The sequence below is a fragment of the Carboxylicivirga longa genome (assembly GCF_050589825.1).
GTDB lineage: Bacteria > Bacteroidota > Bacteroidia > Bacteroidales > Marinilabiliaceae > Carboxylicivirga > Carboxylicivirga longa.
The window spans coordinates 41,125-65,064 of the sequence record NZ_JBNGOZ010000002.1; the positions used below are offsets into that span (position 1 = coordinate 41,125).

Annotated in this window: 19 protein-coding genes; 7 read left to right on the forward strand and 12 right to left on the reverse strand. The window is 41.2% G+C overall.

Translation table 11 applies throughout. The features are described 5' to 3' along the window. Nucleotides 1–4 precede the first annotated feature (4 nt). The 3 genes from ACRD7A_RS01920 to ACRD7A_RS01930 form a co-directional block, all read right to left on the reverse strand. A complete protein-coding gene (locus ACRD7A_RS01920; protein ID WP_430809653.1) occupies nucleotides 5–1,129 on the reverse strand; it encodes a sialidase family protein in 1,125 nt (374 codons plus the stop codon). A 247-nt stretch (nucleotides 1,130–1,376) separates the two neighbouring features. Beyond that, the gene (locus tag ACRD7A_RS01925; protein ID WP_430809654.1) at nucleotides 1,377–2,864 is read right to left on the reverse strand and encodes a RagB/SusD family nutrient uptake outer membrane protein; all 1,488 of its coding nucleotides are present in this window, start codon (nucleotides 2,862–2,864) and stop codon (nucleotides 1,377–1,379) included. Nucleotides 2,865–2,882: 18 nt separating this feature from the next. Continuing rightward, nucleotides 2,883–6,143: a SusC/RagA family TonB-linked outer membrane protein gene (locus ACRD7A_RS01930; protein WP_430809655.1), complete on the reverse strand. Its 3,261-nt coding sequence runs from the start codon at nucleotides 6,141–6,143 to the stop codon at nucleotides 2,883–2,885. A gap of 263 nt (nucleotides 6,144–6,406) precedes the next feature. Between ACRD7A_RS01930 and ACRD7A_RS01935 the strand changes: the two genes are divergently transcribed. Beyond that, entirely contained in the window at nucleotides 6,407–7,135 is a 729-nt protein-coding gene (locus ACRD7A_RS01935; RefSeq protein WP_430809656.1) for a FadR/GntR family transcriptional regulator, read from the forward strand. Between the two features lie 228 nt (nucleotides 7,136–7,363). Here ACRD7A_RS01935 and ACRD7A_RS01940 read toward each other — a convergent pair whose 3' ends face one another. From ACRD7A_RS01940 to ACRD7A_RS01980, 9 genes are all read right to left on the reverse strand, one after another. After that, nucleotides 7,364–7,981 carry a MarC family protein gene (locus tag ACRD7A_RS01940; protein WP_430809657.1) on the reverse strand — a complete coding sequence of 206 codons (618 nt, stop codon included), beginning with the start codon at nucleotides 7,979–7,981 and terminating at the stop codon, nucleotides 7,364–7,366. Continuing rightward, nucleotides 7,981–9,054 (reverse strand): alanine racemase, encoded by a 1,074-nt coding sequence (locus ACRD7A_RS01945; protein WP_430809658.1) that lies wholly within the window; start codon nucleotides 9,052–9,054, stop codon nucleotides 7,981–7,983. The genes ACRD7A_RS01940 and ACRD7A_RS01945 overlap by 1 nt, the downstream gene beginning before the upstream one ends. Nucleotides 9,055–9,068: 14 nt before the next feature. Then, a complete protein-coding gene (locus ACRD7A_RS01950; RefSeq protein ID WP_430809659.1) occupies nucleotides 9,069–9,518 on the reverse strand; it encodes a GNAT family N-acetyltransferase in 450 nt (149 codons plus the stop codon). Between the two features lie 30 nt (nucleotides 9,519–9,548). Continuing rightward, nucleotides 9,549–10,979 (reverse strand): sodium:solute symporter family protein, encoded by a 1,431-nt coding sequence (locus ACRD7A_RS01955; protein ID WP_430809660.1) that lies wholly within the window; start codon nucleotides 10,977–10,979, stop codon nucleotides 9,549–9,551. A gap of 170 nt (nucleotides 10,980–11,149) precedes the next feature. Further along, nucleotides 11,150–11,377: a hypothetical protein gene (locus ACRD7A_RS01960; protein ID WP_430809661.1), complete on the reverse strand. Its 228-nt coding sequence runs from the start codon at nucleotides 11,375–11,377 to the stop codon at nucleotides 11,150–11,152. Between the two features lie 5 nt (nucleotides 11,378–11,382). After that, entirely contained in the window at nucleotides 11,383–11,550 is a 168-nt protein-coding gene (locus ACRD7A_RS01965; protein ID WP_430809662.1) for a hypothetical protein, read from the reverse strand. Nucleotides 11,551–11,561: 11 nt separating this feature from the next. Beyond that, nucleotides 11,562–12,422, reverse strand: coding sequence for a putative beta-lysine N-acetyltransferase (gene ablB / locus ACRD7A_RS01970; protein WP_430809663.1), 861 nt, complete (start codon nucleotides 12,420–12,422; stop codon nucleotides 11,562–11,564). Next, the gene (kamA, locus tag ACRD7A_RS01975) at nucleotides 12,388–13,701 is read right to left on the reverse strand and encodes a lysine 2,3-aminomutase (protein ID WP_430809664.1); all 1,314 of its coding nucleotides are present in this window, start codon (nucleotides 13,699–13,701) and stop codon (nucleotides 12,388–12,390) included. The genes ablB and kamA overlap by 35 nt, the downstream gene beginning before the upstream one ends. Before the next feature lie 381 nt (nucleotides 13,702–14,082). Next, nucleotides 14,083–14,571: a MarR family winged helix-turn-helix transcriptional regulator gene (locus tag ACRD7A_RS01980; protein WP_430817922.1), complete on the reverse strand. Its 489-nt coding sequence runs from the start codon at nucleotides 14,569–14,571 to the stop codon at nucleotides 14,083–14,085. Between the two features lie 277 nt (nucleotides 14,572–14,848). Between ACRD7A_RS01980 and ACRD7A_RS01985 the strand changes: the two genes are divergently transcribed. From ACRD7A_RS01985 to ACRD7A_RS02010, 6 genes are all read left to right on the forward strand, one after another. Beyond that, nucleotides 14,849–15,307 (forward strand): protein-disulfide reductase DsbD domain-containing protein, encoded by a 459-nt coding sequence (locus ACRD7A_RS01985; protein ID WP_430809666.1) that lies wholly within the window; start codon nucleotides 14,849–14,851, stop codon nucleotides 15,305–15,307. 406 nt (nucleotides 15,308–15,713) lie between these two features. Then, nucleotides 15,714–16,274: an RNA polymerase sigma factor gene (locus tag ACRD7A_RS01990; RefSeq protein WP_430809667.1), complete on the forward strand. Its 561-nt coding sequence runs from the start codon at nucleotides 15,714–15,716 to the stop codon at nucleotides 16,272–16,274. A gap of 89 nt (nucleotides 16,275–16,363) precedes the next feature. Continuing rightward, a complete protein-coding gene (locus ACRD7A_RS01995) occupies nucleotides 16,364–17,575 on the forward strand; it encodes a FecR family protein (protein ID WP_430809668.1) in 1,212 nt (403 codons plus the stop codon). Between the two features lie 144 nt (nucleotides 17,576–17,719). Next, a complete protein-coding gene (locus ACRD7A_RS02000; RefSeq protein ID WP_430809669.1) occupies nucleotides 17,720–21,361 on the forward strand; it encodes a SusC/RagA family TonB-linked outer membrane protein in 3,642 nt (1,213 codons plus the stop codon). A 24-nt stretch (nucleotides 21,362–21,385) separates the two neighbouring features. After that, entirely contained in the window at nucleotides 21,386–22,819 is a 1,434-nt protein-coding gene (locus ACRD7A_RS02005; RefSeq protein ID WP_430809670.1) for a RagB/SusD family nutrient uptake outer membrane protein, read from the forward strand. An 11-nt stretch (nucleotides 22,820–22,830) separates the two neighbouring features. Then, nucleotides 22,831–23,925, forward strand: a complete 1,095-nt coding sequence (locus tag ACRD7A_RS02010) for a hypothetical protein (protein WP_430809671.1) — start codon at nucleotides 22,831–22,833, stop codon at nucleotides 23,923–23,925. Nucleotides 23,926–23,940 lie beyond the last annotated feature (15 nt).

Sequence of the window (23,940 nt, forward strand, 5' to 3'; positions counted from 1 at the left end):
CCACTTATTTTGTTTCTTTACGATAACTATCGGCACCATCGGTTAACCACGATAGTGAGAAGCTGACAAAAGGATTGGCTTTATGTCCATCCTTCTCGAAGAAGACAGCGATATCGCCATTTTCCAAAATGCTTAAAGATGAATAGGCCGAACTCCCCTCGTAAATGGTTTTGCCTTTGGTCCAAGTCTTGCCCTCATCGTAACTAACACGAACCGTTAGGTTCACACGATCTTTGGCATGATTGGCATTGGCAAATAAAAGACGGTTTTTATCATCACCATTATTCACTGAAGTATAACGGATGATGGAAGCGTTACAAGCCGGATCCACAAGACTTGAATCGGGGTAGCTCTCCCAGGTCTGTCCCTCGTCGGCTGAAACATGCACATAACGGTGACCCAGGCGCTGCACACGACTGTTAATCATCCAATTACCATTGGCAAGCTGCACAATCTTAGATTCATCGAAAGGCTTAATGGCATTGTCGATCACAAACCAACTCTTACCATGGTCTTTAGAACCAAATACGTGCCCACCCTTCTGCAGGTTTACAATGGTGTGCAGCAAAGTACCGTCTTCTGCCTGTATGCCACGTCCTGAAGTGATAAATTTAAAGTCCTTCTCCCATCCGGGCAAAGCAATCTGCGAAGTGATATCCTCGGGCTGACTCCAGGTTTGTCCGTTATCGCTACTCTTCACCACATGGAAGTAATACACATCTTTCTCCTTATCCAAGTCCATAAAATTGTAAAAAAGAAAAATATCACCTGTCACCTCATCCACAATCATGGAGGGGTCAGATGCTGATTGCCCCAATGGAAAGTCCACCACGGTTTCAATTTCGGACCAGGTAGCACCGTTATCGCTGCTGCGACGAACGATGATGTTAATGTCATTGCTCCATTTCAGGTCACCGCATGAGGGCACCCTTTCATCGATGGCTGCAATAAGGTCGCCGTTGGGAGCTGTTACAAGCGCGGGAATGCGGTAACAGGCCACACTCTCGTTCATCGTAGTATTAAACAGGTCGATGTTTTGAATAATGCTGTCGTCTTTCGTTTCCTTTGCCTTTTGAGCGCAAGCCTGCAAAGCCACAATGACTAAGGCCGTAAGAAGTAGTTTGTGCATGATAATGATTTTTGAGATATAATTATTACTTAAATTGATTCAACACGATTCTTTTCGATATGGGCTGGTGCTGATAGTAGGCATAATGCCAAGGCTAGACGACCAAATAGTCTGCTGTTTATTGACCGCGCTCAAAGATAATAATAAGAATAAGAAACATCCACCAGCTTTAAACTTAAAAACTGCCCCCCTTTCCGCTCATAACCAAAAAGCGTTTGGGAGGCAGTTGAAATGCTAATTTATGTTATTAATTATAACCTTCGGTTTGTTCTAACTGATCATCATTGGCCAACATATCTGCCGAAATAGAATAATAGATTTTATAAGCCTCGGAAGCATCCAGGGCATCAATTTCATCAAAAACAATTCCATCACCGGCACGAACCAAATCCCACCATCTTTTTCCTTCGCCCACAAATTCCTTATAGCGTTCGTTCAAAATTTCAAGTCGATTTTGACTCTCACTACCATTTACAAATTCATGACCTGCAAAATTTTCACCATAGGCGCGTTCCCTTACCCTGTTGATTTCTGCACTTGGGTCTTCACCCAGGTTATTTTTAGCCTCGGCCAACATCAATAACACATCGGCGTAACGGTAAAGTGGTACGTTATTATAATTCTTACGTGAACCATCATTTCCAATACTTCCCAGAAACTTATTAAACAAGGCTCCACTATAAGTGAGTTCGCCGGGAACAAAAGGAACATGCACTTCACCATCGGTATATAAACGGGTAAAGTAACCACTCCGCTGGTCTTCTGCATCATCAAGTAACAAATTGGTTTTATCGGATGGTCCATAACGGCTGGCACCGTTAACTACGATATCCGCCACCGATTCGCCATTCTCATCGAATAATGATGCAAAGTCGACTGCACGGCCGGTAAAAACAGAGTAGAAATTAGAGGCCTGGTCTTCCTGATAATCAAAGGCAAAAATAAACTCATTATTAAACTCATTTTCTTCACCCCATAACTCAGAATAACTAACCAAATCATGACCGGTAATTTGCTCCAGAGCTGCCTTTGCTGTAGTAAAATCGGCATTTCCGCCACCAAGGACTTTACCCGACCACAGGTAAACATCTCCTTTTAAGGCCAATGTAGCAGCTTTAGACCAATAGATATTTTTATTGTTCCACTTACTGTTATCATTACCAAAATACTCCAGCGACATCTCGATATCCTCCTTAACCTGAGCCATTACATCACTCTTAGGAGAACGCGGCTTCTTTAGTTTTGTCAAATCAATTTCAAGTACTGGTTCCAAATTGATTGGCACATCACCCCAGGCTTTAAGCATGGTATAATAAATCTGTGCACGCAGTCCATATATCTGCCCCAGCATGTGATTTTGATCGTCCTCGTTTTCAAATTCCACATCCGGCGCATTCTTAAGGAAATCGTTAATATAGTGCAAGTTGCTATAGAAACCTGCCCAACCACTAAAAAACACAATGGTTGAACTCATGTTGTTTTCAATCAGGTTCTGATTGGAAGGTGATTCAATGGTATTACCACCCCAAACATCGGAACGAACCTCCCCCATCGACCAAAGGGTGGAGGCTTTTCCACGGTACCTGTCATAGATACCGATATGCGCTGCACGAGCAGCCTCTTCGGTATCCCAGAATCCGTTATAGGTCAACTCACTATCGGGTTGCAAATCAATTTCACAAGCACCGAAAGTCATTGTAACCAATAATAATAATATGTATTTAATATTTTTCATTTTCATCACATTAAAGGATTAGAAAGTAACATTAACACCCAAAGTAAATGTTCGTGGCAATGGGAAACGACCGATGTCAATTCCTGTGTACATACCTTCCCAAGATTTATTTGTAGCCTCTTCAGGGGAACTACCTGAAAAACCATTCCAGTAAGCCAGGTTCGTACCGGTTAGATATATTCGGATATTTTGGAAAGCATCATTTGCAATTTTCCCATCCAGATTATAACTCAAAGTAACCTCACGAAGTGCCATGTAGTCACCTTTTTCAACCATACGCGAACTTCCGTCGGTAATAGACCCTTGGTCACCACCACCGGCCATGTGGTTACGCTGGCGATCGACTAAGGTGAAAATTGGAATATCCGATGTTGGATTTTCAGGAGTCCATGTATCTCTGATCTCAATCGGTCCATTTTGGTTACCTTGTGTTTGGGCAATACCTTTAACACGGCGACCATTAATCAGATGGTGACCTACTGCAAAGTCTGTTTTAATAAAAAGGTTAAAGTTTTTGTAACTAAAATCAGAGGTGACACCCCCTACAAAATCAGGAGTTGTACGTCCAATCACCTTGCGATCCAGTTGGTTAATCACACCATCGCCATTCAAATCTTTCCAACGGGCATCTCCCAGGAAGCGTTGATCTTTTTTAGTAGCGAACTCAACAATAAGGTCGGCATCGGCATCAATTTCAGCCTGAGTCTTATAAACTCCATCAAATACATAGGCAGTAATTAAATCCAGACCCACTCGTTCGCCTTCTTGTAAACCACCAACATATTTGGTACCACCGGTAGCCGGATCATAAATCTCCTGCCCGCCCTGGCGGTTGTTCTCCACACCATTATCAGGTAATTCTGTAGCGAAATTTCGAACGGAATAATAGGTTAAGCCAAGGTTCCAGTTGAAATCTTTGTTTTTAACAACATCTGCATTCACCTGCAATTCAAGACCCTTATTACGCAGGGCTCCGTTATTAACGGTTATACCAGAGAATCCGGTCCATAACGGTAAGCTAAGCCATCCTAATTTATCCTTTACATCGCGGATAAAATAATCAGCCATTACGCTTACACGACCATCCAGCAAGCCCATATCCAAACCAAAGTTTAAGGTAGTTGAACGCTCCCATTTTAGATCAAGCAAAGGCAGTCCGCTGTTCACATAGCCTGATTGAGTATCGTAGGTGCCGGTTCCTGAGTAGACTCCAAACACCTGGAAGTTACCCAACACCTCAATATTACCATTCACACCGTAGCTCACCCTTGGCTTCAGACTACTGATATATTTACTCACACCCGATTCTTTAAAGAAAGTCTCGTTATGCATGTTCCACCCAAGAGATACACCCGGGAAGAAATCGTATTTTTCATTACCCAAGCGGGATGCTCCATCACGACGGAATGTTAATCCCAGCAGGTATTTATAGTCATAATCGTAGTTCACCTGACCAAATACCGATGAGATAGCGTAACCAGTGCGGCTAGAAGAAGGTACACCTGCCGCCTCAGCACCTACATTCATGGTTGGAATTAGGTCGGTTGGTGACAAACGCGTTGCAGCATTGAATCCGAAATATTTTTCTCTAAAATATTCCAGACCCAGCAAGGCATTAACATTGTGCTTATCGGCAATACGGTTCACATACTTAGCCATGGCAGTCACCTGGTTGCGCATGGTACGCTGATGACTGGCGGATGCTTCCCTTGCCGTATTTAAGCTTCCTGAATTCAAGTAGGCCTTATTAAAAGCTTCGTTTGAATTATTAACTGAAAAGTGACTACCACGTAAGGTAAACGTGAAGTTATTCAGGAAAGTATAATCGAACTGTACCGACGAAGTCATACGCTGTTCCAGGTTGGAGCGCAAAAACTTATCGCGGTAATACAGCGGATTACCAAAACCCACGTAGGTACCCGGCTGATACTCGTCGGACAGACTACCATCAGGATTGTTATTATAAATACGTGATGTAGGTGCCAAACCGGCTGTACGCTGGAAGAGGTTATAAACGCTGTCGAACGGCAAGTTACGGCTCGAGTGAGCGTAGATAATACTAGAAGACACCTTAAAGTTATCCTTTATTTTATAAGATCCGTTAAAAGTACCTGAGTAACGCTCAAAAGCAGAGCCAAACACGAGACCTTTATCATCCAAATAACCCAGCCCCAGGTAATAAGTACCCTTGTCGTTACCACCATCGAAGGATAAGCTGTAGTCCTGAGCATGACTATTCTGGTAGAACAGCTCGTTCATTTTATTATCCATAAAAATCAGCTGTGTACCCGGATTGACAGGATCTTCCATGGTTTGCCATCCATCATAATTCAATAAATACCGATTATCATCAGATAATACCATAGTGGTATAAATAGAATTAGTGGTATTGTTACCTGTAGCAGCCGCGTGTGCACCTGTCAAAAACTGATTTAACCAGGCATAACCCATCACATCCTGAGCTTGTTTCACTCCCAAACGATTGTACTTAACATAGTCGGCAGCACCCAGATACTCCATAGGATCTTCGCGACGCTCGTTGGTTGTGAATTTTGAACGGAAGGTAATGTTGCTTTTTCCGGCTTTACCCTTTTTGGTGGTTACAATAATAACACCATTGGCAGCACGTGCCCCGTAAATAGCGGTAGAAGCCGCATCTTTCAATACTTCCATCGACTCTATATCGTCAGAGTTCAATGCATAGAACGATCCAGGAACACCATCGATCAACACCAAAGGCGTACCCGAGCCATCAAAATCGGTACCTCCGCGCAACACCAAATTAGGTGTTGATCCGGGCTGACCGGAAGATTGCGTCACCTTCAAACCGGCAATGGTTCCCTGTAAGGCGGTGGCTGCGTTGGAACGCGGCGCGCTCTCCAACACTTTGGTATCCAACTTGGCAATCGAAGTAGTCATCTCCGACCTGGATTGTGTTGAATAACCCGTTACCACGACTTCATCCAGCCGCTTGAGTTCCTCTTCCAGGGTTACATTAATAGTTTGCTGGTCACCAACTACGATTTCCTGCGTTAAAAAACCAATAAATGAGAACACCAGCGTTTCGCTTTCCTGCGCCTGAATTTGATACGATCCATCGATACCGGTTATTGTACCATTGGTTGTGTTTTTTACATAGACCGAAACACCGGGCAATGACTCCCCACCGGCATCTTTCACTACACCTGTAATCAGGTTTTGCGCCATCAAGCCACTCCCGATTAACCAGGGAAGTAGCAACAACAGGCCAATCCTTTTTCTTAATTGTTTCCTTTTCATAAATTTTTTAATTTAGTGCATTATGTCCTACATAATTCACGTCAAAAATATGGCTTTGGTTTTTTTAATCCAAATAAATAGTTAAAATTTGTATCAACACAACAAAATATATTAACACTAAGCAAGGAAGAAAATACAAGCCTGAATCTTATTGCCATAGACTATGGCAGCCCGGTATATACGGGGTACAGATGTCGAATGACATCCATTTTTTTTATCCAAATAAATAGTTAAAATTTGTATGCACACAACAAACTAAATTAATGCTAAGCAAGAATAAAACAACAGACCTAAACCTACAGGCAGTGGACTCCAGCAGTCTGGTGGACAAAGTTGAGCAAACCCTGATAGACCTATTAATATCAGAAAAGTTAAATCCGGGTGATCAGATACCCAAAGAACTGGAACTTACTCAGATGCTGGGCGTTTCACGCACCGTAATTCGGGAAGCCCTGAACCGACTGCGCACCCTGGGCATCATAGAGTCTACTAAGCGTAAAGGCTCAACTATCAAAAGCCCAAACCTACTATTCATGCTCAAAAAGAGTCTGATACCCAATATCCTGGACAAGTCCACCCTTCGCGATGTATTTGAGTTGCGCCTGGTAATAGAAATTGGCATGAGCGACCTGATATTTAAACGTGCCACCCCCGAGGATATCGCCGAATTGGAGAGAATTGTGCAGCAGGAGCCTGTTTCACCCCGAGATGTACTCTTTGACGTGGAGCACGAGGTGGCCTTTCACGGTAAGCTATACGAGATATCAGGCAATCAAACACTCATGGATTTCCAAACCATATTACTCCCTGCTTTCCGCTATGTGTACGATTCAGGTCTGATCGAGGGCAAGGATCATGATGCCAAGTGGGTATCGCATCACGAGCTGGTACAAATTCTCAAAGAAGGATCACCCAGCAAATTCCGAAATGCCATGCGTAAACACCTTAACCGGCATTTTAAGGGATATTTTAAAAAGACTGAGGAGGAGTGAGTGGGGAGAAATGAGTGGGGAGAGATGAGAGGTGAGTAAAGAGATGTGAGAAAAGAGAAGAGAGAGGAGAGGTATTGGGATTGGTATTACTTCATAATGGATATCCTCACCCGGATATTATAAATCAGCGGCTTATCAATTACAATAGGTAAAAACCCATGTAATCGATAAGCCGCTTTTAGAACTATGCATAAAGTGGAGCGTAAAGGCGGTCTCCACAATTATTCCTTATAAAATGTCAAGCCAGAAATCAAGTCCTGACATAATGAGTTCGATGGATACCGTACCCAGCAACATAGCAATCACCCGGCCGGCAATATCAATATATTGCTCAATGAGCTCTTCCTTCTTGGTTTGTATACGATCGTGCACCACCTTCAGCAACATGATAATGGAGATGCAAAGCAGAATAGCACAGGCAATGGCCAGCAAGGCCATGGGCTTATCCAACTGCTCGCCAATGATCACGCTATAACTGATGGTACCGGGCCCAATGAAAATAGGCATGGCAATGGCACCCGCCACATACTTGGACTCCCCCCTCAGCGATTCAATGGAGGCATTTCCCTTAAACACAAACTGAATGCCTGTTAAGAGAAAGATGACACCCCCAAAAATTTGAAACGAGGCCATCTGTGCATTAAACACATTACTAAAAATACTATCGCCCAATATGGCAAATGCTGAAAAAGCCACAAAACTCATTAGACCCGCCCGTATAAGTATACGCGTAAAAACATACATCGACTTGCTTTTTACGATGTCGATAAGGTAAACAATTAGCAGAAAGGGGTTGAGTAGTACTAGCAATAATAGTATCGAATTCAGAAAATTAGTTATATCCATTAATACTTAACACGTTTTTCGATGTACTTGGAGTTAATAATACGCAGTACACCCATGTAATCCATTTTAAATTCAATCAGATCGCCCACCTTGTATTTACGTGGGTTATCTTTTAAATCCACCACCAGCATATCGGAACTGGCACCCACAAAGGAAACACCTTCATCCACGGGCGTGATGTGCTGTTCATCCACATCTAAAAGACCCAGGTCAATAATGGCACGCGTTGATGTCTGTCCAATCTGCTGCTGATCAAACTCTACTTCGTGCCCCTCCACATTGGTACCCATCTCCCCTTGCGGTACAAGCGGTTTTTCGGCCAACTCAATAATTTCAGAGTAAAGCCTGAACACATCGGGCTTCATATTTTTGTAGTTGGTATTATTGTACACATCGGTACCTAAAAAGAGCGTCTCGCCCACCCTAAAGTGATTAATTCCCTTGGGTAAAAGATTTTGGAAAATGAGCGGAATGGTGACTGAGGAGCCACCTGACACCAAATCAATTTGTTTATTGAAACGAGCCTCGATGAGCTGCTCATACAAACACAGCTGAATGAGCTTATCATGATTGGGCAGCACGCCGTAAAGACAAGATAGATTAGTGCCAATACCCACCACCTCAATATTCTGAAGCTCAAACACCTGACTGTAAAAGCCCATAAACTCATCTCCCATAACCCCTTCGCGCAACTCGCCCAGTTCAATCATAATGATGACTTTATGTACCTTACCTTGCTTCACGGCCTCCTCCGACAATAGGCGGATGGTGTTAATTTCTGTATTGAGACTGGCATCAGCGTATTTAACAACGCTGGGAATGGCACGCTTGGCCGGCGGCTTAATGTAGGTGGTTTCCACGTCTGCACTTAGCTGCTTGATGGTTTTTAAATTCGTAATGCGCGAATCGCAGAAATTAGTGATGCCCATATCCAGCAGCACCTTCAGGTAATCTTTATTGCCGCAAAGGAGCTTTGATACCACCGACCATTGGATGTTATTTCCCTTAAAAATCTTATTGAGGTAGTTAAAGTTACTCTTTAGCTTACCTGCATGCAATGTTATAAATGCCATATTATAAAGGATTATTACGTACGATTCTTATTATACCGCATTTCGGCATATTTCGATTGAAAACCAATGCGCTCATAAAGCTTTTTGGCCGGATTATCGTACTCCACATGCAACTTCACATCCCCCGGACAATGCGCAAAGGCTGCTTCAATTATCTGCTGGCCAAAGCCCCGTCCGCGATATTGCTTATCAACAGCCACGTAAACCAAAATGTGATCGGGTATATATCCGCTCATGCCCGTATGATTAATCACCAGGGCTCCCACCAATTGATCTTTGTAAAAAGCACCCAGAGCAAAGCCACCCTCACTCTTCTGGTTCGAGAAAGCATAATCGAGACACTTATTAATATCCGCTTTGGGGTCTCCATACTCACCCAGATGGGTAAATAAAAAATCTACATATTCATCGCGGCTAATTATTTTAAAATCTGCCTCTTTCTCATATTTACGTATCGCTAACATATTTTTGTTGTTTAGGTTGAATTGTGTATTTTATTTGATGAAAAAAGTCTCATGCCTTTGCAGTCTTGATATCCAATGCTCTACTGCATACACCAGGGCTGAAACACTGATACCTACAATATTGGCATCAAGACCGCCAATTATCTTAATTTTAAAGATAATAAGAGATAGCGTAGTAACACCACCAAACACCATGGCCAGCAAAGCGGCACTGGCATTAGGCTTTTTTACAAAAAGTGCCACCAACACCGGCACAATCATGCCCGAAACCATAAATGAATAGGAGTGTAACATTAACTCCAGCACACTGCTCACCTTAAGGGCCAGAAAAAGTGCAAGTACACCAATGACCAGGGTAATTAACTGCGAGTAGCGCAGGTTATATTTTGACTGATGCAGCTTAAACACATCGGTTAACACATTGCCCGAGGCAGCCATAAGGCAGCTGTCGGCAGTGGATATAATGGCCGAAAAATAAGCCGACAACACGATGCCCATCAGCCCAACCGGCAGTATGGTGCGCAGCAAAACAGGCAATCCCATTTCCGCATCCATTGTTGCGAAGGTATAACCCGTTAACACGCCATTCTCCAGTGCCACGCGGGCAAACATACCCAGGGTAACACCCAGAAAAGCCATCAGTGGATACTCAAACAAACCGGCGATGAACCACCCCCGTTGTGCCGTTTTTGTGTCTTTGGCCGCATAGATGCGTTGATATAAGGTCATACCGATAAACCAGATGGGAACAATGGTAAACATCCAGTTGACCAGCTGCTGCCAGGTAATGGCTGTAAGGCTCAGAAAGGAAGGCTCAAGACTATTACGGATAGTATCCATTCCTCCCAACTTATAATAAGCGTAAGGCAAGGCCACCAGCAACAGCCCACCCATCAAAATGAGCCACTGTACCGTATCGGTATAAATAACGGCCTTTAGCCCGCCCAGCACTGTATAAATAACCGCAATAGTGCCCATCACCAACAGCGCCATCTCCAGGGAGAGCGTTGGAAAGGTAGAAGCCGCGAGCTTGGCACCGGCCAGTATCTGCGAAGATGTAAAACCAATATAACCAATGGCCGAAATAATACCCGCAAACAAGGCCACCTTTTTATTATAAACACTCCCCAGAAACTGGGGAAAGGTAAGAAAATTTTTAGCTCTCCCCATTTTCGATACTTTGGGGATCAGCAAAACGGCGCTTAGCCAGGCGCCAACAAGCCCGGTGAAGAGCAGCCAGCTACCCGACAGCCCCATCATAAAACCCAGACCTCCTAGGCCGATGGAAAATCCACCGCCCACATCGGTAGCCACCACCGACAAACCGATGTGTGCAGCTTTTAGCTTACGCCCTCCTACATAATAGTCGTCAGGCGTTTTATTGCGGGTCATAAAAAAGAAACCTACGCCTAACATGGCGATCAGGTAGATCACAAAAATCAGTATATCAACGAGGTGCATAGTACCCTATGTGTTTTTACTTTGTTGATGACGATGAACAGACCTCGGGAGCAAGCGCTGGCAGGAGGTTCTGAAAAATTCATTAAGCTTAAGTATTTACGGAACCGTATTTATAAGCATCTTTCGATTTTAGATAAAGAACCGTTCCCGAAAACTTATTGCATGCTCTACTAGTGCACACCAACAGCTAATTCCAATTTTGTACTACGCCCCACATAGCGCAGATATCCTTTGTTAAGCAGGGAGTAAATAAGCTCCTTTCCTTTGCTGTACGAAAGCCTTGTTTGACGAATTATTTCGCCATAAACACATGTACCCTTACTTTTCATTAATAATAAAATCTCTTTTTCTTTGTCGTTATTTAGCGTTTCTAGTCTGATAGATCTTTCTTCTTTCATACTGACTATTTCTCTTTCTTTTTTAGTTCGACATAATAATTACAATTACTCCAGCCCTTTAATCCCCGATGGCAGAATACGTTTTTATAAACAAGTAAGGATGGTTGTCCGCAAGGCTGTTTTCCCTGATAGATATCGCATTGCTTAGCATAGGGGCATATTAATTTTGACATATTACATTGTTTTAACGCAAGTGTTTATATAGTATATTCATACTTTCGATACTGCCCGCTATATTAGTATTCTTAATAAGTGTACCGGCATATTGATAGTTGGCGCGTAGAAAGGTTTTATTCATGGGTAAGGAATTAAGTCGGGCAATGGTGTATAAAGAATAAATGCCCTGTCGCCTCATTTCGCTTTCCATGGCTTGCAATAAAAAGGTTGCCAAGCGATTACCCTGATGCGCTTTTAGGGTGGCAAAATCAGTCATCTCAGCATTCCCGCCTTTGCGATCCACTTCAGCCGATGACACAGCGACCAACTTACCGTTACGCTCGGCTCCAAAATAATGCACATCATCCTGCATGCACTCGATCAAATACTCCGGATCGTGGATAGGAAATGGATAAGTATCGAAGATGGCATCATAAATATTGGCAATATCATCCACATCATCCACCGTTAAGCGCCTTATATTGTAGGGTGTTTCAAGTTGCTGCCGCTTTGCTTCGGTATGATAAAGCAAGCGTCCGAGATCATGCAGCTTATTCGTTTCGATATGCAAAAGGCGATCCGCACTCAGAAACTTTGAGATAAAAAAAACATCCTCTCCTTCTTTGTAGAAATTGGGAATACTAGCCTCCAGAATAAAACCGTTAGCATAGAACAGCGGTGCAGCCCATTTGGGCACTTTACAAAACACCTTAGTATATCCCTGGTTGCGAGCCAGTGCAGTGAGTAACTGCGGCATACGCTCAGCATCGCGCTTATCGAGTTTCATCAAATATACGCGATCGTTATGTTTTCCATGCTGTATTAAAGAACCGTTTCCAACACTTTCTACTACATCACTTACTATCGTCTCTTCTTTGTAAACGTTCATTGTTTTCAGGTATTAAAGAAATTACATCTGAGGTATCAGATAACAAATTTTCAATTCCAATGGCTTTCGATTCATCCCTCTCATCCATATTGAGTTCAAGATCACAATCGTTGCATTGATGGTCGCATAATTTATGGTCGTAGTTATCGGGCTCTTTATAGGTAGTAATAACCCCCTCGTAATTACGCAGCACTACCTTATTAGTACTCCACGAGAGAAGATAATTGGGCATCACCGGTATTTTTCCACCTCCTCCGGGGGCATCAATTACATAAGTAGGGCGGGCAAAACCACTGGTATGTCCCACCAGACTCTCCATAATCTCAATTCCTTTCCCAATAGGTGTGCGGAAATGCGATAATCCTTCCGACAGGTCGCATTGATACAAATAATAAGGGCGTACCCTGTTCTGTACAAGCTTATGCAACAGTGATCGCATGATACGCGGGCAGTCGTTAACACCGGCCAACAAAACCGACTGATTACCTAAGGGAAAACCGCCATCGGCCAGCATTGCCAAAGCTTGTTTAGAGGAAGAGGTAATCTCATTGGGATGGTTAAAATGGGTATTGATCCACAAGGGCTGATACTTTTTCAGTATACTCACCAGCCTATCGGTGATACGATAGGGCAATACCACGGGCATTCTTGTTCCTATACGAATGATTTCCACATGAGGGATAATGCTCAGTTCCGACAATAACCAGTCGAGCTTTTCGTCGGACAACATTAAGGGATCACCCCCCGAAAGCAGGACATCGCGCACCTGTGTGTTTTGACGTATATAATCAAGACCTTTCAGCATCTGCTCCTTAGCAGGAACGTAATCCGTATCACCTACCTTGCGCTTACGCGTGCAGTGACGACAATACATGGCACACATATTACTTACATGAAAAAGAACCCTGTCGGGGTAGCGGTGGGTAATACCTTCTACAGGACTATCTTTGTCTTCCGACAGTGGATCGGCCATCTCTGACTTGTGCACGGTAAGCTCTTCTACTCCACCAAAGGCCTGCTTAAAAACGGGGTCGTTACGGAAGTTATTCTGATCAATTAAAGAGAGGTAATAGGGCGTAATGGAGAGGGGAAACTTCTGGAAAGTTTCACCTAAAGCACTCCGTTCCTGAGGACTAAACTGAATGCCGGTGAGCTGCTCGAAGCGACTTAAATCGCGGATGCTGTTTCTAAGCTGCCATTTCCAGTCTTTCCACCGGGAGGCATTGCTGGGTTTTTCAATTCTATTTTCAATTTCTTGTTGAACATCGTTATATATCATCTATCCTTTAAATTGTTTCTACACGAACAAAATTATAAAAAATAAATAAAAAACCTAATAACAAGGTGCTAAAACCCTCATATAGGCGCACTTTGCGCAACAATATGAATTACACTAATAAGTTGATATAATGTAGAATAAATAGGCCACCAAAGAGCCAATGGAAAATATCACGCAATTATTAAACCGGTCCGGCTTAAAATCAATTTGCTTGGGCAAGCCATAGCGTGATGCTAAAAGACAGAAGAACGCCGAAAAGCACCTTTTGTGTTATGAGGAGGGTTGAGCTCGGTGTCAAAATGCAGGCCACAAATAGGCTTGACGCCTTACATCATGACACTCGGTAAATTTCTAACTTAGTTAGCTTAGCTCACATACGACTTATAAATACCCATGAGGCTCACTATCGGCGCCTAGCATAATAATGGGCGAAGCATCTACCTGATCAATATCCAATAGGGCCACCAATGACTCAAGACCACTCTCCAGCTTCAGAAGCTCATCTTCACCCAATTTTTCCAAACGACGCGATAATTGATCGTGTAACAACGGAGGGATGGTTTTTAGCAACTCATCGCCCGAGGAGGTAAGCACAATATTAGCCACCCGCTTATCGCCGGCCTTGGGAAGTCGAGCCAGGTAACCTTTCTTTTCCAGACGATTAATAATACCACTCACAGTACTCGAATTGAGGTTGACATAGCGCCTTATCTGCGCCTGTGTAGCCTGATAATTAGGCGACTCGCGCAGATAACTCAAACACAACACTTGGGGTATACTAACTCCGTATTCCTTTTGTATTTTCTTCGATTCGATATCAATCGAGCGGACAATCTTCCGGATTTTAATTAATATCTCTTGCGTATCCATTTTAAACGATGATTTATTTTTCGCTTCAAAGTTAGCCTTAAAATCACTATCTTCACAATTCACAAAGAAAGATTCGTTAACCCAACGATTCATCAGGGACCAGACAGCCCCAGCAACCACCAGGAGCCTGCTTACATAATGCAATGAAGAGGATAAGGCATTTTAATTTAAAACTTCTCATCTGTCACCCTGGAATTGTTTTCTTGCGTTATATGTACAAAACACCAAGTGAAAAAACTAAACAACAATATCAATGCATTTATAAATTAGAAATAAGATGATTAAAAGAGCAACGTTTATTTTAATTCTGTTGGCGAGCATCATAATTTGTCACGCACAGCAAACAATAGAAGAACCGGTTAAGTGGAACTTTAAATTTGAAAAAATCAATAATTGGGAGATTAAAGTTATAGCCACCGCTGAAATAGATGAAGGCTGGAAATTGTATGGAGTTGATATTCCGGAAGATGGCCCCTTCCCCACAAGGCTCGTCATTGAAGAGAGTTCTGCGAATAAAGCTTTAAAGAAAACTATTGAAGTAACACCTTCATCGTTAAAATTTGACGATGTTTTCGAAATGGAGATACCTTTCTATAAAGAGAAGGCTATTTTCGCCATAAATGTTAGAGTTATCGATAGCAGCAAACCAATAAAGGGTTATGTTGAATTTATGTGCTGCAATGACGAGAAGTGCCTGCCACCATCAAACATTGACTTTGAATTTATGATAAAATAACCCCGCCAATCGAAAAATCAATAAATTAATAGTAAAGACAATTTTATTTTAATGATTTTTTAAAAGAAGAATGCCTGCCCAAAGCAGGCATTTTTATTTATGCATACCTCACACTGCAAATACAAAGACACTCTCCTATTTTTTACAGCATTATCGAAAAATTAAAAATAAATCACTCCGTGCTCGAGGTAAAATTATCATACCCTATTGAGCTAAAAAACAGCAATAAATAGACCTTATGAATTAAGACTAAACAACTAACAGTATAGGTCTGATCCATAAAAGGAATTTTTCATTATCTAAAAATAACGCTTTATTTGTGACTTTTATCAAAGCTGGTTTGTTATTAAAATATAGATTCATAAAATTTCCAATAGGAAAAAAATAATTTTCATAGATCAAGGCAATGAAAATAGCCAATGTGCTAATAGAATATAATAGCGAGACGTTTAAAAAGATATTTAGCGATCTTTTTCCGTCTATGTGTGCATTGGCTGGTCGCATTTTAAAAGATGATGATAAAGGCAAGGACATTGCTCAGGAGTCCTTTGTTAAGCTATGGAAAAATTCAGAGGAGGAATTCAGTGATGAGAATGCTTTGCGGGCATACCTTTACGTTCTTGTAAAAAACGCCTGCATCAGCCAAATACGAAAGGACAAAAGAAAGCTAAGTGCATCTATTGATGATCAATACCACCTGCCCCTTGAAGATCATTTTATTGATGAGATATTAAGAGAAGAGACCTACCGCCTGCTTAAGGTAGCAATTGACCAACTGTCTCCGCAAGCCCGTAAAGTTGTCAGGCTGGCTTTAAAAGGCTATAGCAACCAGGAGATTGCTAACGAGCTTAATGTAACATTGAATACCATTAAAACAGTAAAGAAGCGAGCCTATAAATTTTTACGCGAAAAGCTTGGCCATCAGTTTGTTTTAATCTTACTGACTCAGCTTGTAAAGTTCTTTTAATTTTTTTTCACCACTCCTGTCACCCACCCATCCTACTTTTTGCGTCGTACTACCAATACAGCATTGCATTTTGTTGTAACTTATGAGTTATGAGAAAAATAGAAGACCAATATAAGCATTCGAAACTACTCGCTGGAAAAGCGTTAGATTCACTAAACACACAGGAGCAGCTGAAGCTAAAAGAGTGGGAAAATAAAGGTAAAAATAAGGAAGTGGAGACTTCCATCCTTAACCTCGAAGCTTTTGACAGCTGGAGCGATAAGAGAGAACGTATTAATACAGAAGAACAGTGGCAGCGTTTCTTGTATACTTTGCAAAAAAGTAACATTCAAAATGCGACAAAGCCAAAAAATGACGCTAAAGTTCAATTATTTAGGGCCATTGCATCGATTGCAGCGGTGTTAATAGTTACCTTCTCCATTTACTATACTTACCAGATCGCTAAACCCACACAGCAGTCACAGGAACTTGTTAAGGCCAATATTCAACCCGGCACACCACAGGCCACTTTGTTATTAGGCAATGGACAAGAAGTTAGTTTAGAGTCTGCTACCGAAAAGATAATTGAAGAAGGTAACTTATCCATAGAGAACGAAAAAGGTGTTCTAGCCTATAATACAACTGAGAAAAAAATACCTGAAACAACTATAAACCAACTAATAACACCCAAAGGAGCAGAGTATCAGGTGGTTTTACCCGATGGCACAAAGGTATGGCTAAACTCCGATACAAAGTTAACGTATTCTGTTCCCTTTAATGACAGTGTACGCCAGGTTGAATTGAAAGGAGAGGCCTATTTTGATGTAGCTACTAATGTGAATAAGCCTTTTGTAGTCGAATCGGGCAACCAGTCCATTGTAGTACTGGGTACAGAATTTAATATCACCTGCTATTCGGAAGACGTTAATATAGTGACAACGCTTGTAGAAGGAAAAGTAAAAGTACAGCAAACTATCGATAAACAACGCATAACGGAAGACTACCTGCTTCCTAATGAACAGATAGTTTTCAATAAAGAGACAAATTTACTAACAAAACAAAGTGTTGATGTAGAATTATATACAGCCTGGAAAGACGGTCGGTTTAAATTTAGAAATGAACCTCTGGAATCTTTCCTAACGAAAGTAGCACGCTGGTATGATGTTGAAATATATATTACTGATGAGAGTATAAAGAATCTGCGTTTTACAGGCGATTTGCCACGATATAATAACATGTCAGATATATTAAATATCCTAGAGGCTGAGATGTCTGTTCATATTGACATTAAAGATGATAGTGTAATTTACGTATCAAAATAAAAGAGGGTGTTGCCGCACCCTCTCAGCTAACTGTATCCCCTTAAAAAAGAAAAACAATTAACAACTTACTTCAAATGTATGAAAAATAAACGATTACCAAGGCCTTTTCAGCCACCTGGAAAGTCTTATAAAATATGGATGATTATGAGGCTGTCTTTTGCTTTAATCTTTAGCTCGGTACTGGCTGTTTCCGCTAGTTCTTATTCGCAATCAAAACTGGTGAGTTTAAAGGTTAAGAACATTAGCATTTCAAATTTATTTGAGGAAATTCGTAAGCAGAGCGGCTATAGTTTCTTTTTTAACGAAACAAATGTGGCAGAGCTCAATACTGTTACTTTGCACAAAAACAATATAAGTGTTGAAGAGGTGCTAGAAGAAGTGCTGGCCAACACTAATTTAGAATTTACGATGGTGGGTGATGTCATCGTAATTAAACCAAAGGAAGCAGATCTGGCATCTGATCAGCAAAACGAAACCAAGATTATTAAAGGCCGTGTTACCGATGCCCAAACAGGCGAAAGCCTGCCGGGAGTTAATGTGTTGGTAAAAGACGGTATTTTAGGAACCGTAACAGATATTGACGGTAATTTTATTCTCAAATCACCCAAGCCGGTAAAAACACTCGTATTTTCTTTCATAGGCTACGAAGCCCTGGAGTTAGCAGTGCAAGGTCAGACAGAATTGAACGTGAAGTTGGTGACTGAGATGCTGGAGCTCGGGGAGGTTGTTGCAACAGGTTATTACACTGTTGATAAACGAGAGCTAACCAGCTCAATAGCTTCTGTTAAAGCGGAAGATTTGGACATGATGGGAGCCTTAAGTGTTGATAGAATGCTGGAAGGTAAAGCGGCTGGCTTGATGGTAACAAACATTAGCTCAACACCGGGGGCAGCATCAAAGGTAAGAATTCGCGGCGGAAGTACTTTTACAGGCAATCAAAGTCCGCTATGGGTAATTGATGGGGTAATATATGAGGATCCGGTTCCTTTAACTGCAGATGAAATCAATAGTTTTGACAATATCAATTTGATTGGTAATGCACTTACGGGTATTAATCCGCAGGATATTGCTAAAATTGACATACTTAAAGACGCATCAGCCACAGCAATTTATGGTACCCGTGCAGCTAATGGTGTGATTGTTATTACCACTAAGCGGGGTAAAGAAGGGAGCGCTTCGCTATCATACTCTGGCGGTTTGAGCTTTGTGCAGGCACCTGCGTACACCGATCTGGATCTGATGAACTCAAAGGAGCGTATTGCTGTATCCCGAGAGATGTATGAAAAGAACCTGGGTTTTTCTCAGCAATACACCAATGTAGATCGTTTGGGGTACGAAGGCGCACTGTTAAACCTCTGGGACGGAAGCTATAACTTCGATCAGTTTCAGAACCAAGTATCCTACCTGGAGACATTGAATGCAGATTGGTTTGGAGAGCTTTATCAACCCGCCATAAGCCAAAAGCATTCTGTTAGTGCATCAGGAGGATCTAAGGGAACGCGCTATTACTTATCAGTAGGTTACGATGACCAACAAGGAACAGACAAAGGTGTCGATTTAAATCGTATCACTGCCCGTTCAAACATAGATTTAGATCTGAGAGATAACCTCTTGCTATCGTTCCAGTTAAACGGTTCGGTTCAAAAAGCAAAATATAACCACAATTCAATTAACCTGTTTAATGAAGCTTACTACACGAGCCGTGCGGTACCTATTTATGGAGAAGATGGCGAGTACTTCTTTCAGAGTAAAGAAATTTACGACCCGAATGGTGCAAATAATCTTGTTTACGGAAGGTACAACATCTTGCGCGAAATGGAGAACTCTGAACGCAATATCACCAATAAGGATTTTGCTTTAACAGCTTCTCTGAAGTGGAAATTCCTAAAGAACTTCCGCCTGAATACAATGTTAAGCTATCGTAATACTACGAACCTGAAGGAAGAGTGGATTACTGAAGATACATGGTATGTAGCTAAGCTTAGAACCTATGATCAGTTTGAAGAACTCATAGAGGATAATATAAATGAAGGTGCCATGGTTCCCTTTGGTGGTATCTATAACGGGGGAATGATGAGCCAAGATACCTATTCTTTAAGAAATCAGCTCAACTTTAATAAAGTGCTCAAAGAAAAGCACGTAATTAATGTGAATCTGGGACAGGAAATTCGTTCTGCACAATATTGGGGTGCAACAGGCTTTGCTGTGCCAGGCTATAATCATTACCAGGGTCGCGGATTTATTAGTTTGCCAAAAGTGAGTTCAACGGCCGGCACTGTAGGACTTGATTTTTCAGAGTATGATTATGATTATGCGTTCAATTGGTTAACTAACCAAGGTAGTCAGTCGGTATATCCAAGCATTACCGATCAGCTTAAAAATACCTTCTCATTATTTGCCATTTTCAACTATGTGTATAATAACCGCTACGTGGTGAATTTCAATATGCGAAGCGACGGTTCGAATACTTTTGGACAATATCAACGCTACAAGTTTAAGCCAACCTGGTCAGCATCCGGTAGGTGGAATATTCATAATGAGAATTTCTTGAGCCATTTTGAGTTTTTCGATGAACTGGCTTTACGGGCATCTTATGGTGTCAGGGGAACAATGCCCAATACAACACCCTATCTGATCATTAGAGATTACGGTCGAAATGAGGTGGTTTACAGCCCGGAGACGATTGCTCAATTATCCAGTTTTCCGAATGCCAATTTGCGCTGGGAAAAATCAGAAACAGTAAATGCAGGATTAAACTATAGCATCTTAAATGGTCGTATTAGTGGCGCTTTCGATTATGCCTATACCAAAAGTTCTGACCTTATCCAGTTACGTCCGGTATCTCTGGTAAACGGAACCAGTACACAGGCTTATAACTCCGGCATTAAAGATGTTACAAGTTATGAGTTCACCATTCATACGGTTAACATCAAGAAAAGGAATTTTGGTTGGAGCACCAACTTTAACTTCTCGTATGACAAAGACCGTGTTTTAAAAGGCTTTGAAGATGGAGCAGAACAGAACCTAACCATTCAGAATTATCTCAATGGAAGCATTTATCGCGAAGGGTTTCCGACGAACGGATTTTTTTCATATCAGTTTGATGGTTTAAATGAGGAAGGGCTACCCACCTTTAAACATTTGGTTGAGGAAAACATGACAGCAGAAGAACAGCTGGAAGCAGCTTTAGTATATGAGGGAAGTCGTTTGCCATTATATTATGGAGGATTTGGAACTGAATTCAAGTACCGTAATTTGAGGTTCTCGGCCAATTTCAGTTATAAATTGGGGTATAAAACACGCTTATTAAAGCTTTATAACGGCAATCAAAACCTGCCCCTTCCGTACGAAAATATGCATAACGCCTTTATTGACCGATGGCAACAACCGGGCGATGAGTTACATACTGACATTCCGGCCATCTCAAATCATAACATGAGTTATACATATAGTTTAGAGGCCGATGGCTATAATAGAATATATGTAACCAACTACGGTAAAGTAGTGCCCGAAGGTAGAAGCGCCTGGTGGATGTATGATTATAGCGATGCGCGAGTAGTAAATGGTGATCATATTAGATTGCAGACCGTTACCCTATCCTACAACTTACCTAAAGAATTACTAAAGGGCGCTGGTATATCAAATCTGAATATTGGCGTCCAGGCCAGTAATGTTGCGGTTTGGGCCTTTGACAAGGAGCTTCGCGGACAAGATCCTGAACAGGTTAATGGTATTGGTTTACCAAGCTTGCCTACCTATAGTATGAGTTTAAATATGAGCTTTTAATGAGTTACTGCTAAAAGGAAAAAGATGAAGAGAATACTTTATATAATTTTGTTACTACCATTTTTTAGTAGCTGTGGCGACTTTCTGGACGAAGTAGACCAGGATAAGTTAGTCCCGGAAAAAACAGATCATTATGCCGCGTTGCTTTTGTACGAATTTAATTACAACTATCCCATATTCAGAACAGTGGATTATATGACGGATAATGTAGTGGAGAACGCTAGTGCACTAACGTCTAAAAAGTTTGATTATAAAACCACCTATACATGGCAGCGTGAAATAGAAATTGATGAGGACGGTAACGCGCTTTCCCGTATCAATAATGCATGGGAAAAAATGTATGAAGATGTTGCAATAGCAAACTATGTTATCGAATTAGTCGATGAGGCAATAGGTTCAAAGGAAGAAAACGATTTTGTGAAAGGTGAAGCCTTTTTTATCAGAGCTTTCTCATATTTTAACTTGTTGAATTTATATGGTCAACCATATGATGCATTAACGGCCAATGTCGATCTCGGTGTTCCCATCCGAGATAATATTGGGGTTGAAATGAACTATTCGCGTAATACGGTAGCTGAGTGCTACGAATTTATTGAAAAAGACATTCTTAAGGCACGCGATTTAATTCTAAATAGCGGGATTGAAAAATCTGTTTGGCACCCCACAGTTATTGCATGCGATTTACTAATGTCACGGGTTATGTTGTACCAGAAGAAGTGGGATGACGCTATTAACTATGCATCGCAGGTAATCGATGAAACTCAGTTGGGATACATGTATACCCATCGTCCTTTTATTTCTGAAGATAATAAAGAAATACTGTATTCTTATCACAATACAAATCCTGTGTTTCCAGCTAACAAAAGTGAATATAGGCCAAGCTTAGAATTGGTAAATCTGTTTAGTGAGAAAGATAAACGCAGAGAAGTATATTTTACAAAAATAGACGATGGTACAGGTAACATAGCCTATGGTGTTAATAAGTATGCATTAAATACTTATACAACCCTCGGGTACAATAATTTCAGGACATCAGAAGTTTACCTAAACAGAGCCGAAGCTTATGCGCAAAAGGGAGAGACTGAAAATGCCATTAACGACATTAAGCAGTTACACGCTGTTCGTTATAACAATGTAGATGAAATTACATACCCGGCAGTAGCTGAAGAAGTTCTCGCGTTTGTGTTAGAGGAACGTAGAAAAGAGTTGTGTTTTGAAGATCATCATCGATGGTTTGATTTAAGAAGAATGAGTGACAGGCCGGAAATTAAGCACGTATTTACTTTAGTGTCAAATGAAGGTACTGTTCTGGGAACCGAGACATACACACTGCTCCCCGATGACTATAATTATACCTTACCGATACCTTTAAAGGAAAGAGAAAATAATCCGCTCATAAGGAATAATGAGCGTTTCGAGAAAATTCCTGAAGTTGATGATGTAGTTATCATACCATAAAAAACATAGTAATGAAAAATAACTGGTTTATATATATAGGTTTAGTTGCATCGTTGTTATTGACAGGGTGTGAATCTGAAGATATGCTAACGCCTTCTAACATGGATAAGAATAGAGTTAGCGATTTTGTAAATAGTACTGATAAGCAATTCGTAAAATCTATTTATGAAAAATTTAATTGTGGATTACTGTATGAATATGATGCAGTTTTGGATTTTGCCTATACTGCTGCTAATAGCGATGCTTCGGAGAAATGGGCGAAAATCGAGTTATCGATGATTCAGGATGCTTATCTCGATGAAAATGGGAACATGCCTGCTGAAAGCAAAGATCAATACAATTTACACGTCGACAAAGCCTTAACATTTATCGATACAACCATATTTAAGTACATATCCGATGATGCACTGATGGCTCAAAAAATGCCATTCAAGGTACTTGTATGTAATATAATCGAGACTCCTACAGAGGTGAAAGGGAATAATGTTTTTACAGAATCCGATTCACGTATTGGCGAACAAGCAATAGGTGTCCTTAACTGTTTATACAATGAACATTCAATTGCCATTAGTACAAATCAGGATGCACTTTTGTATAATTCCGAGCAATACAGGAGAGATAATTTTTATATTTTTCTCTGTCGAATAATGGAAATGCATGACCTCTATGCCTATATACCCGAAGCTTTTTATGCTATGTCTTCAGAAAATTATGGAAGACTTATAGAAACAGTTTATGCCGAAGAATTTGGAATTGACCTGGAAGATGATTCTGAAGGTGCAGAAACAGTCCCCGATGTGGTAAGTAAAGATTGGTTTTACTCAAAAGGATTTATTGACGCCCGTTATTTCTATAATGGAACCATTGGTTTAACCACTATTGATGGTGAGCCGAAGGCAATTAAAAAGAAATATGTATTCGTTCAAGACATGAAGGCAGATGTAAGAAGTTATCTGAATGAAATGTTGCACCGTAACGAGGCAGAACTATTAGCCTTTCCGGATTCCATTAAATCAAAAATGCTGATTCTGATGAATTTAATGGAAGAATGGGGCGTGGATTTGAAAGCTTTTAATCCGGATCTGGAAATTGTTCGTGTCGGTTAAACCCTTAAATGTTGA

What these genes read in the sequence shown, in the direction of transcription:
- ACRD7A_RS02005 (WP_430809670.1), top strand. Translation starts at nt 21,386, where the DNA reads ATGAAGAGAATACTTTATATAATTTTGTTACTACCATTTTTTAGTAGC.
- ACRD7A_RS01935 (WP_430809656.1), top strand. Translation starts at nt 6,407, where the DNA reads ATGCTAAGCAAGAATAAAACAACAGACCTAAACCTACAGGCAGTGGAC.
- ACRD7A_RS01920 (WP_430809653.1), bottom strand. Translation starts at nt 1,129, where the DNA reads ATGCACAAACTACTTCTTACGGCCTTAGTCATTGTGGCTTTGCAGGCT.
- ACRD7A_RS01940 (WP_430809657.1), bottom strand. Translation starts at nt 7,981, where the DNA reads ATGGATATAACTAATTTTCTGAATTCGATACTATTATTGCTAGTACTA.
- ACRD7A_RS01955 (WP_430809660.1), bottom strand. Translation starts at nt 10,979, where the DNA reads ATGCACCTCGTTGATATACTGATTTTTGTGATCTACCTGATCGCCATG.
- ACRD7A_RS01990 (WP_430809667.1), top strand. Translation starts at nt 15,714, where the DNA reads ATGAAAATAGCCAATGTGCTAATAGAATATAATAGCGAGACGTTTAAA.
- ACRD7A_RS01925 (WP_430809654.1), bottom strand. Translation starts at nt 2,864, where the DNA reads ATGAAAAATATTAAATACATATTATTATTATTGGTTACAATGACTTTC.
- ACRD7A_RS02000 (WP_430809669.1), top strand. Translation starts at nt 17,720, where the DNA reads ATGAGGCTGTCTTTTGCTTTAATCTTTAGCTCGGTACTGGCTGTTTCC.
- ACRD7A_RS01965 (WP_430809662.1), bottom strand. Translation starts at nt 11,550, where the DNA reads ATGTCAAAATTAATATGCCCCTATGCTAAGCAATGCGATATCTATCAG.
- ACRD7A_RS01945 (WP_430809658.1), bottom strand. Translation starts at nt 9,054, where the DNA reads ATGGCATTTATAACATTGCATGCAGGTAAGCTAAAGAGTAACTTTAAC.
- ACRD7A_RS01980 (WP_430817922.1), bottom strand. Translation starts at nt 14,571, where the DNA reads ATGGATACGCAAGAGATATTAATTAAAATCCGGAAGATTGTCCGCTCG.
- ACRD7A_RS01950 (WP_430809659.1), bottom strand. Translation starts at nt 9,518, where the DNA reads ATGTTAGCGATACGTAAATATGAGAAAGAGGCAGATTTTAAAATAATT.
- ACRD7A_RS01995 (WP_430809668.1), top strand. Translation starts at nt 16,364, where the DNA reads ATGAGAAAAATAGAAGACCAATATAAGCATTCGAAACTACTCGCTGGA.
- ACRD7A_RS01985 (WP_430809666.1), top strand. Translation starts at nt 14,849, where the DNA reads ATGATTAAAAGAGCAACGTTTATTTTAATTCTGTTGGCGAGCATCATA.
- kamA (WP_430809664.1), bottom strand. Translation starts at nt 13,701, where the DNA reads ATGATATATAACGATGTTCAACAAGAAATTGAAAATAGAATTGAAAAA.
- ACRD7A_RS01930 (WP_430809655.1), bottom strand. Translation starts at nt 6,143, where the DNA reads ATGAAAAGGAAACAATTAAGAAAAAGGATTGGCCTGTTGTTGCTACTT.
- ACRD7A_RS02010 (WP_430809671.1), top strand. Translation starts at nt 22,831, where the DNA reads ATGAAAAATAACTGGTTTATATATATAGGTTTAGTTGCATCGTTGTTA.
- ACRD7A_RS01960 (WP_430809661.1), bottom strand. Translation starts at nt 11,377, where the DNA reads ATGAAAGAAGAAAGATCTATCAGACTAGAAACGCTAAATAACGACAAA.
- ablB (WP_430809663.1), bottom strand. Translation starts at nt 12,422, where the DNA reads ATGAACGTTTACAAAGAAGAGACGATAGTAAGTGATGTAGTAGAAAGT.